The organism is Flavicella sp. IMCC45668 (genome assembly GCF_057219105.1).
Genome location: NZ_CM170114.1, coordinates 2,969,202 through 2,983,198, shown reverse-complemented (window position 1 = coordinate 2,983,198; position 13,997 = coordinate 2,969,202). Strand labels below are relative to the sequence as shown.

General features: G+C 33.7%; 9 protein-coding genes and 2 tRNA genes. 7 read left to right on the top strand and 4 right to left on the bottom strand.

Annotation, left to right across the window (positions count from 1 at the left end):
* On the top strand, positions 1-2,538 hold the full coding sequence (locus AC2DZ0_RS12105) for a hypothetical protein (RefSeq protein WP_484642039.1): 2,538 nt from the start codon (positions 1-3) through the stop codon (positions 2,536-2,538).
* A 101-nt stretch (positions 2,539-2,639) separates the two neighbouring features.
* On the opposite strand, the gene AC2DZ0_RS12100 is transcribed toward AC2DZ0_RS12105, so the two are convergent.
* Both AC2DZ0_RS12100 and AC2DZ0_RS12095 read right to left on the bottom strand, forming a co-directional pair.
* A tRNA-Asn gene (locus AC2DZ0_RS12100) sits at positions 2,640-2,713 on the bottom strand.
* Positions 2,714-3,158: 445 nt separating this feature from the next.
* Positions 3,159-3,232 (bottom strand) — tRNA-Asn (locus AC2DZ0_RS12095).
* Between the two features lie 255 nt (positions 3,233-3,487).
* On the opposite strand from AC2DZ0_RS12095, the gene AC2DZ0_RS12090 reads away from it, so the two are divergent.
* The 5 genes from AC2DZ0_RS12090 to AC2DZ0_RS12070 all read left to right on the top strand — a co-directional run bounded on the left by AC2DZ0_RS12090 (position 3,488) and on the right by AC2DZ0_RS12070 (position 11,816).
* Positions 3,488-5,740 carry a DUF7133 domain-containing protein gene (locus tag AC2DZ0_RS12090; RefSeq protein WP_484642037.1) on the top strand — a complete coding sequence of 751 codons (2,253 nt, stop codon included), beginning with the start codon at positions 3,488-3,490 and terminating at the stop codon, positions 5,738-5,740.
* Positions 5,741-5,966: 226 nt separating this feature from the next.
* Positions 5,967-8,711 carry a 2-oxoglutarate dehydrogenase E1 component gene (locus AC2DZ0_RS12085; RefSeq protein WP_484642035.1) on the top strand — a complete coding sequence of 915 codons (2,745 nt, stop codon included), beginning with the start codon at positions 5,967-5,969 and terminating at the stop codon, positions 8,709-8,711.
* A 150-nt stretch (positions 8,712-8,861) separates the two neighbouring features.
* On the top strand, positions 8,862-10,082 hold the full coding sequence (gene odhB / locus AC2DZ0_RS12080; RefSeq protein WP_484642034.1) for a 2-oxoglutarate dehydrogenase complex dihydrolipoyllysine-residue succinyltransferase: 1,221 nt from the start codon (positions 8,862-8,864) through the stop codon (positions 10,080-10,082).
* A gap of 157 nt (positions 10,083-10,239) precedes the next feature.
* On the top strand, positions 10,240-11,091 hold the full coding sequence (locus tag AC2DZ0_RS12075; protein ID WP_484642032.1) for a hypothetical protein: 852 nt from the start codon (positions 10,240-10,242) through the stop codon (positions 11,089-11,091).
* Between the two features lie 86 nt (positions 11,092-11,177).
* Complete coding sequence (locus tag AC2DZ0_RS12070) at positions 11,178-11,816, top strand: peroxiredoxin (RefSeq protein ID WP_484642030.1); 639 nt, start codon at positions 11,178-11,180, stop codon at positions 11,814-11,816.
* 29 nt (positions 11,817-11,845) lie between these two features.
* Here AC2DZ0_RS12070 and AC2DZ0_RS12065 read toward each other — a convergent pair whose 3' ends face one another.
* Together AC2DZ0_RS12065 and AC2DZ0_RS12060 are read right to left on the bottom strand one after the other, a co-directional pair.
* Complete coding sequence (locus AC2DZ0_RS12065; RefSeq protein WP_484642028.1) at positions 11,846-12,214, bottom strand: redoxin domain-containing protein; 369 nt, start codon at positions 12,212-12,214, stop codon at positions 11,846-11,848.
* On the bottom strand, positions 12,195-12,449 hold the full coding sequence (locus tag AC2DZ0_RS12060; RefSeq protein WP_484642026.1) for a redoxin domain-containing protein: 255 nt from the start codon (positions 12,447-12,449) through the stop codon (positions 12,195-12,197). Before AC2DZ0_RS12060 ends, AC2DZ0_RS12065 begins: the two co-directional genes overlap by 20 nt.
* A 268-nt stretch (positions 12,450-12,717) precedes the next feature.
* Here AC2DZ0_RS12060 and AC2DZ0_RS12055 point away from each other — a divergent pair, with 268 nt between their 5' ends.
* Positions 12,718-13,995, top strand: coding sequence for a voltage-gated chloride channel family protein (locus AC2DZ0_RS12055; protein ID WP_484490306.1), 1,278 nt, complete (start codon positions 12,718-12,720; stop codon positions 13,993-13,995).
* Positions 13,996-13,997 lie beyond the last annotated feature (2 nt).

Here is a 13,997-nt window from a genome sequence, read left to right as displayed (position 1 = left end):
ATGAATATAAATCACCACCCGCATAAATTACCACTCATGGTTGTAAAACACCTTAAAACAAAATTCTATTATATACTAATTCTTTTTTCAAGCATCTTGCAATCTCAAGATCTTAGAGAACAAGTTGTAGATAACATCAACGAATTAAAAAAAATAATTTCAAAAGCAGAACAGACTGGCCTTAATATAGAAAAAGAAAAAATGACACTGCGTACTGCAGAAATATTCTTAAGTTATTCGGATTGGGACGAAAATAATGTTGATTTAAACGCTAAACAATTCAAACTTGTTAGAACTTATTGGAAAAACAAAAAAGATAAAAAAGGAAGAGATGCGCATGCTGCTGCCGCCTATTTACCACAACAACACAGAGAGCAGATTTTAAAAATTACAAGACAAGCTATTTCTGATATTTCTTCATTGACAAATGGCACGTTAAAACGACCAAATTACAGGACAGTAAATTTCGAGAACATCAGAATCAAAAAAACAGATAACGAAGATATAATTGTAGAGAAAGTAAACGGTGAAGACATTCCGACTTTCTTTCATACATATACCTTTAAACCTGAATACGTTTTAGCCGACATAAACAACCAAAAATCAACCAAACTAAAAACAACTGATTATCATGGTTCCATTAAAGACTTATTTTTAACAGGAAGATATGTAACAAAAGACGGATCGCTTAACGGTGGTTACACAAATAACCTCAACAAAAAGATTAAAAAAAATAAAAACATCACTAGAGTCTTTCTCGACCATAGAGGAATTCCGAATTATATACGTGACGAAAACCTAAACAAAAAAGACGATACGAAATCAATATATGCAGGAGCAAGACTTTTTACTACTTACGACATTAATAATCCACAATCCAAAGAATTAGTAAGCAATCTTCTAGAAAACTCCATCCCCAAATATAAAAAGACTGCGACAAGAAATTTTGCTTATATGATGGCTAACGAGCCTCATTGGGCATCCATAGAAAAAAATTATTTTACACCAAACACTACAGGAAATCAGCAAAAACAATGCAACAAAAGTAACACTTGTAACAACAATTTAGTTTCTTTCTATACCATGAAAGAGTTTGAAAAACATTTAAAAACAATTTATGGAACTGGTAAAAAAGGATTGAAAAGACTAAATAAAAACTGGTATGGCACAAACACTGTTAAATATTTAACAGGTTACGCTGATATTGCAGGTACTTATTCCCCAAATGAACCAGGAAATTACGCAATTGAGTTTCCTATTAAAAACAGTGAAGTTGGGACACCATATGCATATGACTGGTTCAAATTCAACAACACTCGTGTAACCGAATGGTTTAAGTTTATTCATACAACCATCAAAGAAAACGATCCAGACGCAAGGACTCACATTAAATTAATACCACTGTTTTTTAGTTCGAGACAAACACGAGACGCAGGTTTAGATTTTGAAGCACTGCAAGAACTTCAAGAAATCATTGGTAACGATGCAGATATGAATCAAGAATTGATGAGTGGTGTTTCTGAACGTTGGATGGAGCGCTATAATTTTAATTGGGCGGAAATGGCTTTAACGTTTGACTTCTTAAGCTCTGTAAAACCAAATTCAATCAATTACAACTCTGAAAACCATTATGTTTCAACCTCTGGGTTTAGAGACTTGTACCTACAGCCAGAATATGTAAAATCAGCCTTTTGGTTAGCGTACCTGTTAGGCGAAAATGCAAGTCAAATTTGGTATTGGCCAAGAGAAACAGATGGTTCTATCAGAAAAGCAAGTCAAGGTAAAGATAACGGTTATGGTGCGAGCCTAATACACCAACCTGCAATAGTAAACGAAATTGGGAATGTATTTTATGATATGAATGCATATGCTCATGACATTTATAAAATTCAAAACAGCCGAAAACCAATTAGAATTTTCCATTCTGAAACTACTGCAATCAACGTTCTCGACCATATGGAGCATACTTTGGATTTATATGAGAGTCTATTCTTCGATGGACTACCAATTGGCTTTGCTACAGAAAACATCATCAACAAACAAGATAACAACAATTGGGATGTCACATTAATCTACAAAACCCCTTTTGTAACGGATTCAGAATTTAAGACATTACAAAGCTACTTAAATGCGGGAGGAACCATAATAGTAGACCAAGAGAGTCTATTAAAAAATGAATATGGACACAAAAGAACAAAACCTTTAAACGTCAAAAAAGGCGGGAAATTAATCTACAAGAACACTACAAGTGAAATAAGATCTACGGCACTAAAATCGATTGGAAACAAAAACAAGTTAAAACTCACCGAAAAGAAAGAACTTGACAAAAGAGGCTGTTTTTGGAGAACATTAAAAAAAGAAAACAACAAATATGTGGTCTGCCTTGTTAACACCGGAAAATCAAGTACGGAAATTTCACTATCAATAGACGGGTTTAATGAAATTAAAATAACAGACTTACTTGATGGAGAAAAGTTAAATTCAACAATCTCATTAAAATTAAATGATGTACGCTATTTAGAAGTGCAAGCTCAATAATAAGATATCAAAACATTAAACCAAAAAACCTCTCATTTATGGTGAGGTTTTTTTATAAATAAAAAAAGAGCTACACTTTCGTGTAACTCTTTTGTTTTTTGCTCCTCCTCTTGGGCTCGAACCAAGGACCCTCTGATTAACAGTCAGATGCTCTAACCAACTGAGCTAAGGAGGAGTTTCATATAGAATGCAACCCATTTCTGTTTTGCGAGTGCAAATATAACTATTATTTTAAATTCTGCAACAAGAAAATAAAAAAATATAAAATCAACATATGTTTAGGTAGGGTGTTTTAATTTCAAAGTGTTTCTATAACAAACCCTATTACCATGAAAAAATGTCCAAAATGCAATTCTTCCTATAGAATGCGAATCAAACGAAATCGAGTTTTAAAAACAATTCCTTTTATAAAAGCATACCGTTGTGAAAAATGTTTTACCAAATATTTTATCACTCCATTGACTAAAAAAACATTCCCTTTTGAAAAACATAAATTTTCAAAAATTTAATCGTTCTGTATAAATATTTTTACCTCAAAACTTTAAAATGCATATAAGAGATATTTTAAATTGAGAACACAAAAAAAGAGCTACATTTTCATGTAGCTCTTTTAACTTTTGCTCCTCCTCTTGGGCTCGAACCAAGGACCCTCTGATTAACAGTCAGATGCTCTAACCAACTGAGCTAAGGAGGAGTTTCATATAGAAGGCAAACCATTTCTGTTTTGCGTTTGCAAATATAGATTATATTTTAATTTCTACAAGAAAAAAAACTAAAAAATCTATATTTTTTATCGAAAAAACATCGATTAAAAAACAAGAACAAATATTCAACGCATCGTTACAATCTATTCGGCATAATTATTGTTAATTCAATCATCTAAAAAACAACAAGCTAAGCTAAGCTAACATTGAAATTACCTATCTTTGTTGCAAACTGAAACACCTCCATGATTTTTATTAGAATTTCAAAAAAACTACCAAAATCCGTATTTTTTCTCTTTATTACAATTGCCTTTTATAGCTGCTCACCTAAAGATTATGATGAACCAAAAGTTTCTTTAGACTCATACAAAATCGAGGAGAACTTTGAATTAAAGTCTATCTGTTCAGAACCTTTTATTGAAGCTCCTATTGCCATGGATTTCGACAACAAAGGCCGAATTTGGGTTGTTGAAATGCGTGGATACATGCAAAACCTTGAAGGTACTGGAGAAGAAATGCCAAATGGAAGAATTACCATTTTAGAGGACTATGACAACGATGGTGTAACAGACCATACCAAAGTTTTTATTGACAACTTAGTTTTGCCAAGAGCCATTGCACATGTTTATGGAGGTCTATTATACGCAGAACCACCTAATTTGTGGTTCGTTGATATACTAGATGACAAACCCGTTAATAAGGTTTTAGTAGATGCTCATTATACACACGGTGGTAATGTAGAGCATCAACCCAACGGTTTGATGATGAATATTGATAACTGGATTTACAACGCTAAATCAAGTGCAAGATACCAAAGAAAAAATGGTAAATGGATCAAAGAACATACTCGTTTTAGAGGACAATGGGGAATAACACATGATAATTTTGGAAGAATTTATTACAACAATAATTCTACACAATTAATTGGCGATTACGTACTGCCAAACACAACTTCAAAAAACAAACACCAACTACTATCAGCATCACTTGGTCAAAGAACTATAAACAACAATAGAGTATTTCCGTTGCATTCGACTGCTGTTAACAGAGGCTACATTCCCGGAAGATTAGACAAAGACAGTATACTTATTAATATCACTGCAGCATGTGGACCCATGATATATAGAGGTGATCAGTTTCCTGCCTCTTACAATCAGAATGCTTTTGTGTGCGCACCAGAAGCAAACCTAATCAAAAGAAACATCCTTGACTTTAACAAAATTAAAATAACAGGAAAACAAGCAATACCTAAAAAAGAATTTCTTGCCTCAACTGACGAAGGATTTAGACCTGTCAATCTTTTCAACGGACCAAACGGAAATCTTTATATAGTGGACATGCATAGAGGAATTATTCAAGACAAAGCATTCCTTACACCTTACCTTAAAAACCTATACGCTAAGCGACAACTCGATACAGTAATAGGAATGGGTCGAATTTTAAAAGTCTCACCAAAAAACAGCGACCAAAAACAGATTCCTAATTTAGATAGGTTAACTGTTCCGGATTGGGTTTCGCTTTTAAAACACTCCAATGGTTGGTTAAGAGATCGCGCTCAACAAATATTAATTTACCGTTTTGAAGAAGTTGCCATACCTGCTTTAAAGAAAATGGTATTTGAAAAACATCCCTACGCACAAACGCACGCACTTCAAACCTTGGAAGGATTACATGCTATCGACTTTAAATTCTTAGCCAAAGTATTAGAAAATGTTAACAACATAGAAACCTTAAATCATGCTATCGTTCTTGCTGAGAACTATGCTTCAAACAAAAACCTTAACGAATTTATTGAATGTCTTTCCCGATTGACTTCTATAAACAATCCCTCATTAGACATCTATATCGCAAACTCTATGGGAAATTGGATTTCACATTCGAAAGAAAAAACATTCCCAATTTTAGAAAACATTCATAAAAAACACCCTAAAAATAGTATTTATGACGAGGCCATTATTGCTAGTTTAAGAAACCATGAAGAAGCCTTTCTAAATTACATGAAGAAAGAAAAAAAATCAGAAGGCCAACTAAACTACTTAATTAAAGAAACCATTGCCGAAAAGAAAGACATAAAACACCAAAGAGCAAAAAACAGGAAAAACTCAGCGTCGTTAAAAGCTGGTGAAAAAATATTTAAAAACATCTGCTCCACTTGTCATGGAACAAAAGGACAAGGAATCAACAGCCTAGCTCCTCCTCTTAAAAACTCAGAATTTGTATCTGGACCTTCTGAAAGACTAGGGTTGATCATTTTACATGGACTTTCTGGCCCCATACATGTGAATGGTAAACTATACAATCTAAGCGCAACTATGCCAGGGTTGGTTAACAATGTAACTTATAATGATTATGACATTGCCAACCTTATCAATTACCTACAACAAAACTTTGCTGGCAAAAAAGCAACAACGAGCAAACAAAGTATCAAAAAACTCAGATTGATAAAACCCAAAAACGGTGTCTACACCGAAAAAGAACTATTAAACAAGACCTTTTAAAGGATAATTAGAAAGATCTACAACTGGAAAACCATAGTAATTTATTCATAGCTCAGATTTAAATATGGTCAAATCGCATATTTTTAATATGTAAATTAACAGAAAAAATAAAATCTGTTATATTTATTTACATTATTAACAAATCGATAACCGATACACGGTTTTTTGGCCAAAACGTTGTACTTTTGCTAAGGTTTTTAATAAAATACCGAGTATTCTATAAAATATGGACAAATTTTCGTTCTTAAACGCAGCACATTCCGGCTTCATTGCCGATTTATACGATCAGTATCAAGTAAATCCTGATTCCGTAGAACCAAGTTGGAAAAGTTTTTTCCAAGGTTACGACCTTGCTAATGAAGACTATTCTTTAACAGGTGAAGAAAACACTAACATTGACATTCCAGAACATGTAAACAAAGAGTTTCGTGTAATAGAATTGATAAATGGATATAGATCTCGTGGGCATTTGTTCACTAAGACAAATCCTGTTCGTGAAAGACGCCAATACAAACCAACCTTGGCGATCGAGAACTTTGGTTTGACCAAGGAAGATTTAGATATTGTTTTTAGCGCAAGTGAAATTCTTGGGTTAAAACCAACAAAACTTTCTGAAATCATTTCTAATCTAGAGCAAATGTATTGTGATTCTATTGGTGTAGAATACATGTACATTCGTAATCCAGAAGAAATTCAATGGTGGCAAGATCGTTTGAATAAAAACAACAACCACCCTAGTTATAATATAGATTCTAAAAAATACATTCTTTCAAAACTAAATCAAGCAGTTGGTTTTGAAGATTTTTTACAAACTAAATATGTTGGTCAAAAACGTTTTTCTCTTGAAGGAGGAGAGGCATTAATACCAGCTATTTCTGTTGCCTTGAGAGATGCTGCAGAAAAATTTGGTGTAAAAGAATGTGTACTTGGAATGGCACATAGAGGTCGTTTAAGTACCTTAACAAATATTTTCAAAAAACCTGTTCGTGATTTATTTTCTGAATTCGAAGGAAAAGATTTCGATGATGAACATATTGATGGAGATGTAAAATACCATATGGGACTTACTCGTAGTAAGACTTTCCAAAATGGTGAAGTGATGAAAATGAACTTGGTTCCTAATCCATCTCACTTAGAAACTGTAGCTCCTGTTGCTGAAGGTATTGCTAGAGCAAAAATCGACAGAAAATACAACGGTGATGATTCTAAAATCTTACCTATTATAGTACATGGTGATGCTGCCATTGCAGGTCAAGGAATTGTATACGAGGTTACTCAAATGAGTAAACTAAATGGTTACAAAACCGGAGGTACTTTACACTTAGTAGTTAACAACCAAGTTGGATTTACCACTAACTATCTAGATGCTCGATCTAGTACTTACTGTACTGATGTTGCAAAAGTTACTTTATCTCCTGTATTACACGTTAATGCGGATGATGTAGAAGCTGTTTGTCATGCTGTAGAATTAGCACTTGAATTTAGAATGAAATTCAAGAGAGACATTTTTATTGATTTATTAGGATATCGTAAATATGGTCATAACGAAGGAGATGAACCTAGATTTACACAACCAAATCTTTATAAAACAATATCAAAACACAAGAATCCAAAAGATATATATGTTGAAAAATTGATCAACGAAGGATCAATTGATGCAGCATATGCCAAGCAAATAAAGGATGAATTCAAGGGTATGTTGGAAGAACAATTCCAAAAAGCGAAAGGAGATTCTACTTCTAAAGTAGTTCCTTTTATGCAACATACTTGGAAAGAATTTGTTAGAGAGAACCTTGAAGCAATGCTTTCTCCTATTGATACAACGTATCCGGTTGAAAACCTGCAAGGGATAGCAAAAGTAGTATCTACTGTACCAGAAGGTGTGAAGTTTGTTCGAAAAGCAGAGCGTATTGTAAAAGGTCGTGAAAAAATGGTATTCGAAAACAATCTTCTTGATTGGGGTATGGGTGAAACACTTGCCTATGGATCGCTTCTTGAAGAAGGATATAATGTTAGAATTTCTGGTCAAGATGTAGAACGTGGAACATTTAGCCACCGTCATGCAATTTTACGTGATGAAAATACTGAAGACAGAATCAACCTAATAAATACAAATCCAAAAAACAAAGGTGAGATGTATATTTACAACTCATTATTATCAGAATATGGAGTTTTAGGATTTGATTACGGGTACGCCATGGCAAACCCAAATACTTTAACCATATGGGAAGCTCAGTTTGGAGATTTCAACAATGGTGCACAAATTATGTTTGACCAATACATTTCTGCTGCTGAGCATAAATGGAAATTACAAAATGGTATTGTAGTATTATTACCACATGGTTATGAAGGACAAGGTTCTGAGCATTCATCTGCTAGAATTGAAAGATTCTTACAATTATGTGCTGAAGATAATATGACTGTTGCTGATTGTACTACACCAGCCAACATGTACCACTTGTTGCGTCGTCATATGAAACGCAAGCATAGAAAACCTTTAATTGTCTTTACACCTAAAAGTTTATTGCGTCATCCTAAAGCTGTAAATCCTATTGAGGACTTTGCTAATGGAGGTTTCCAAGAAGTTATCGATGATACAATTGCACCAGAAAAAGTAACAAAAGTTGTTTTCTGTACTGGTAAATTCTATTATGAATTATTGGAAGAGAGAGAAACTACTGAACGTGATGATGTTGCTTTGGTAAGAATTGAACAACTTTTCCCTTTGCATGAAGAAAAACTAAAAGAGGCTATCGACAGATATCCAAACGCAAAAGAATACGTTTGGGCACAAGAAGAGCCTAGAAACATGGGAGCATGGAGTTATATGTTACAACGCTTTACACAAGTAAAATTAACAGTGGCTTCAAGAAAATTCTATTCAGTGCCAGCTGCGGGTTCTTCTGCGAGATTTAAAAGAAGACAAAGAGCTGTGATTGATATGGTTTTCAATCCAGAAAAAAACAAATAATATTCGAAAGACCTATTAGTCTTCGATTCAAATAAAACGCTTCGACAAGCTCAGCGTACATAAATAAAAACCCAGAGCTTGTCAAAGGGTAACAAAATTAACAAACAATATTGTTCTTGATTAAAGGACAAAAATTTAAAATTAGTAACAATGATTTTAGAAATGAAAGTTCCTTCTCCGGGGGAATCAATTACAGAAGTAGAAATTGCATCTTGGTTAGTTGAAGATGGTGATTACGTAGAAAAAGATCAGCCTATTGCTGAAGTAGATTCAGACAAAGCTACCTTAGAATTACCTGCAGAAGAAAGTGGAATTATCACTTTAAAAGCTGAAGAAGGTGACGCTGTAGAAGTTGGTGCTGTTGTTTGTTTAATTGACATGGATGCTGCTAAACCTGAAGGTGGATCAGAAGCTCCAGCCGCTGCTCCAACTAAGGAAGAGGCTCCAGCTGTGACTCCAGTAGCAGAAGCTCCTAAATCTGCAGAACCTGCAACCTATGCTACGGGAACTGCTGCTCCAGCTGCCCAAAAAATTCTTGATGAGAAAGGAATTTCTAACGCTGCAGTATCTGGATCAGGAAAAGATGGAAGAATCACCAAAGAAGATGCATTGAATGCAACACCTGCTATGGGTACTTCTAACGGAAGTAGAGGATCAGAGCGCAAGAAAATGTCTATGCTACGTAGAAAAGTTGCGCAGCGTTTAGTATCTGTAAAAAATGAAACTGCTATGTTAACTACTTTTAACGAAGTAAACATGCAGCCTATTTTTGACTTACGTAATCAATACAAAGAAGAATTCAAAGCAAAACATGGTGTAGGATTAGGATTTATGTCTTTCTTTACTTTGGCTGTAACAAGAGCTTTAGAATTGTATCCAGATGTAAACTCTATGATTGATGGAGATTTCCAAATCAAAAATGATTTTGCTGATATTTCTATTGCTGTATCAGGACCTAAAGGATTGATGGTACCTGTAATTAGAAATGCTGAAAACTTATCATTTAGAGGTGTTGAAAGTGAAGTTAAACGTTTGGCTTTAAGAGCACGTGACGGACAAATCACTGTAGATGAAATGACGGGTGGTACTTTTACAATCACAAACGGTGGTGTATTTGGTTCTATGTTATCTACACCTATTATCAACCCTCCTCAATCTGCAATTTTAGGAATGCACAACATTGTTGAGCGTCCAATGGCTGTAAACGGACAAGTGGTGATTCAACCAATTATGTACGTAGCTTTATCTTACGACCATAGAATTGTTGATGGTAGAGAATCAGTTGGTTTCTTAGTAGCAATCAAAGAAGCAATTGAAAACCCAATTGAATTGTTAATGAACAACAATCCTAAAAAAGCATTGGAATTATAAAATTCTAAGTTTTTATATAAAAAATCCCATATCGAATGATATGGGATTTTTTTTTGCTTTTATTTGAAGTTACTTAATACAAATTCAAGCTTGCACGTATTTATTTGACCTGACAGAATAGTTCATATTCTTCAATTTTCATATTTTTAGAGAAAAAATGAAAAACAAATTTCTATCCCTTTCTTGTGTCTTTTTATTTCTGATATCCTCGTGTTCATCGGTAAAGCTTAAAAAATTATCAGAAAACTATGAAATGATGGATGATATTTATGTTTTTGTTGGTAATCACATAAACTTTAATCCAACCACCAACTATGATAAAATCAATATTTATTCTAAAAACAAACACATAAAAATAAAACCTATTGAACATAATTCATTTGAAATCTCAAGTAAAATAGAAGTTTCAGACACAATAAATCTAGAAATGATTTCTAACAAAAAGAAAACATATAAGAAGATCAACGTTCATTTTTTTGAACACGGCACAAAGAATTTTGAAACTATAGAAGGTATCAAACTTGGTGACAATGCAACTATTCTAAAAAAAATATACAATTCAAAACCTAATGTATATCGATATTCAAATACCTACGAAGCTTGGAGATTTGATGAAGGAAGAATAAGTTTTGAAATACTCACAAAAACGAATAAAATAAATCGTATTAATATTTTTGGATTCCAACGAACACACTTTAAAGGAACCAATAAAGAAATTGTTTACAACAAATACAAGTACAATATTTCTGGTTTAGGTAACTTCACAAACAATGATGGAATACTAATGGACTCTGTCGTGAAAAAATATGGCAAACCAGATATTAAAAAACTCAATGATCATAAAGTTGATTGGTATATCTATTTTCTAGAAAACAAAAAATTAATTTTCCATTTTGAAACTGATGATATTGATGATTATTCTGGTAAAAGAATAACTTTTATTGCTTCCCAAATTTTAAATAAAAAAGACAAGGAAAAGAAATTAGAATCTCAAATTGCACCCTTGTAATTTATGACTTAGAACCTTTTCTATTTTTTAACACAATTGTTCGCTATATATCTTAAATTAGCCATTCAATTAAAAAAATTACAACTATGGCAACGTTAAGATTAGGAGATGTCGCTCCAGATTTCACGGCAGAAACTTCGGAAGGAACAATCAATTTTCATGAATGGTTAGGAGAAGGATGGGGATTATTATTCTCACACCCTGCTGATTATACTCCTGTATGTACTACAGAATTAGGTACAGTAGCTAAATACACAGATCAATTCAACCAAAGAAATGTAAAAGTAGCTGCTTTAAGTGTTGATGGTGTTGCATCTCACCAAGGATGGATCAAAGACATCAATGAAACACAAAACACTACGGTAAACTTCCCTATCATTGCTGATGAGGACAAAAAAGTAGCTAACTTATATGACATGATTCACCCAAATGCAGACAACAACTTAACGGTTCGTTCTGTATTTATCATTGCTCCAGATAAAACAATTAGGTTGATCATAACTTATCCTGCTTCTACTGGTAGAAATTTTGATGAATTGATTCGTGTTATTGACTCTTTACAATTAACAGCTTACCATAAAGTAGCTACACCTGCTAACTGGCAAGATGGAGACGACTGTGTGGTAGTACCTGCAATTAAAACTGAAGATATTGATGCCATTTTCCCGAAAGGATATACGGAGGTGAAACCTTATTTAAGAATGACTCCTCAACCAAACAAATAAAAAGCTTAATTTCCTTAAAATTCAAAGGCCTAATAGAATATTTCTGTTAGGCTTTTTTTATGTGCTTTAATTATTTTTTTAACCTCATTACTATCCGTTCCCGCTTTTACAGCGTTGTTCTTATAAATCAAAACCCCATGGGTATCAAATACAAATGTCCATCTAGCAGTAGTTGTGCTCCTTTTTAAAAATACTTCTATGCCATCTAAGTCCCTCTTTAAACTTTTCTCGCCATCTTTTGTGGGAACTCCAAAAGATTTTGCCACAGAACCTGAATTATCAGACAACAATGGAAAGTTAAGGTTATAAGAGTGCTTAAAATATTGTAAGTTCTTTACCTCATCCCCACTTATGCCAACAACTTTAACATTCAAGGCATCAAAATTCTCTTTTATCATCTCTATAGGCACAAGCTTGTTTTGTGCATCCACCTGTCATCGCCGCAGGATAAAAATAAACCACTAAGAATTGCCCTTCTGATTGTTTTTTTGAATTCCAACTTTTTCCAGTGTCATCTGAAATTGAAAATTCTGGCAATTCATCACCTAAATTTAATCCTGCTGTTTGTGAATTACCCTTTACCAGTGTTATCATGACTAATAATAACATTGACAATCCCTTTAAATTTGTCATTTGAATAATTTTTACTGACGAAATTAACAAAACAATATTAAAGATTAAATTCTAAAAAAATTATTAATGTAAAGTCCATGTATAGTTTTATTAACCCTGTTCGATCGAATTATTCATTAACTTTAGTATGATTAGAAAACACATAAAATGTGAGTTTAAGTTAGGTTTCGAAAGTCTGGGTGTGGTTTACTCAGACTTTTTATTTTTTCTATATAAAAACAACTAATTCTGATTGGCTATATTTGCCACAAAGTTGAACACCTGACCTATGGAATTATTTCAAAAGAACACACTGTTAAAAATCTACTTCAACATCACAGAAAACTTATTAAAGTGGTTATTGATAGCTATTGTATCAGGTATATTTGTAGGTTCTGCATCTGCTCTATTACTAGAATCCTTATACTTTGTTACGGATTATAGAGAAGCAAATCAATGGATCATTGCTTTATTACCGTTAGCAGGGCTTGTTATTGGCTTGATGTATCATTATTGGGGTAAAAGTGTTGTAAAAGGGAACAATCAATTAATTGACGAAATACATAGTCCTGAAAAGATCATTCCATTAAAAATGGCTCCGTTAGTTTATATAGGAACCGTTCTTACGCATCTTTTTGGAGGATCAGCGGGTCGAGAAGGAACTGCCATTCAAATGGGTGGGGCCTTGGTTGATCAAATTTCTAAAATATTTAAATTCAGTCACGAAAACAGAAAAATTGTTATCGTAATTGGTATCTCCGCGGGTTTTGCTTCTGTATTTGGAACCCCCTTAGCAGGCGCAATATTTGCTTTAGAAGTATTGATTGTTGGACGCATGCGCTATGAAGCCATAGTACCAAGTTTTTTAGCAGCCGTTGTTGCAGATTATGTTTGTTTAGCTTGGGGTGTACACCACTCTCATTATGTAATAGATTTGGTGCCAGAAATAGATACTATCAGTTTTTTAGTTGCGATTTTTGCAGGAATAATTTTTGGAATCGCAGGGAGAACCTTCTCCAAGGGAATTCCATTTTTTCAAGGTTTTGCCAATAAGATAAAGTATCCTCCACTTAGGCCTTTTGCAGGTGGAATTATCATTGCGTTGAGTGTTTTTTTAATGGGAACCACGAAATATATCGGATTAGGAGTACCCACTATTGAAGAAGCCTTTGTAAATCCTTTGCCTTTCTACGACTTCGCATTGAAAATATTACTTACCACTTTTACTATTGGTGTAGGGTTTAAAGGAGGAGAAGTGACACCGCTATTTTTTATAGGGGCAACCCTAGGAAATGCCTTAGCTTTATTTTTGCCATTACCGATGGCATTATTAGCCGGAATGGGATTTGTTGCTGTGTTTTCTGGAGCCACAAATACGCCAATTGCCTGTACCATGATGGGAATTGAACTATTTGGAATAGAAGCAGGTGTATTTATTGGGATTGCTTGTGTTGTCGCGTATTTATATTCTGGACATTCTGGGATTTATTCCTCACAAATTATCGGTAGCTCTAAAAGCGATCACTTTGATCATCAAAAGGGGAAAAGATTGAAAGAGGTTTCTTAAGT

Excerpts from the sequence above, each read along its gene's own strand:
- AC2DZ0_RS12105 (WP_484642039.1), top strand. The coding sequence starts at position 1 with ATGAATATAAATCACCACCCGCATAAATTACCACTCATGGTTGTAAAA.
- AC2DZ0_RS12090 (WP_484642037.1), top strand. The coding sequence starts at position 3,488 with ATGATTTTTATTAGAATTTCAAAAAAACTACCAAAATCCGTATTTTTT.
- AC2DZ0_RS12085 (WP_484642035.1), top strand. The coding sequence starts at position 5,967 with ATGGACAAATTTTCGTTCTTAAACGCAGCACATTCCGGCTTCATTGCC.
- odhB (WP_484642034.1), top strand. The coding sequence starts at position 8,862 with ATGATTTTAGAAATGAAAGTTCCTTCTCCGGGGGAATCAATTACAGAA.
- AC2DZ0_RS12075 (WP_484642032.1), top strand. The coding sequence starts at position 10,240 with ATGAAAAACAAATTTCTATCCCTTTCTTGTGTCTTTTTATTTCTGATA.
- AC2DZ0_RS12070 (WP_484642030.1), top strand. The coding sequence starts at position 11,178 with ATGGCAACGTTAAGATTAGGAGATGTCGCTCCAGATTTCACGGCAGAA.
- AC2DZ0_RS12065 (WP_484642028.1), bottom strand. The coding sequence starts at position 12,214 with ATGATAAAAGAGAATTTTGATGCCTTGAATGTTAAAGTTGTTGGCATA.
- AC2DZ0_RS12060 (WP_484642026.1), bottom strand. The coding sequence starts at position 12,449 with ATGACAAATTTAAAGGGATTGTCAATGTTATTATTAGTCATGATAACA.
- AC2DZ0_RS12055 (WP_484490306.1), top strand. The coding sequence starts at position 12,718 with ATGGAATTATTTCAAAAGAACACACTGTTAAAAATCTACTTCAACATC.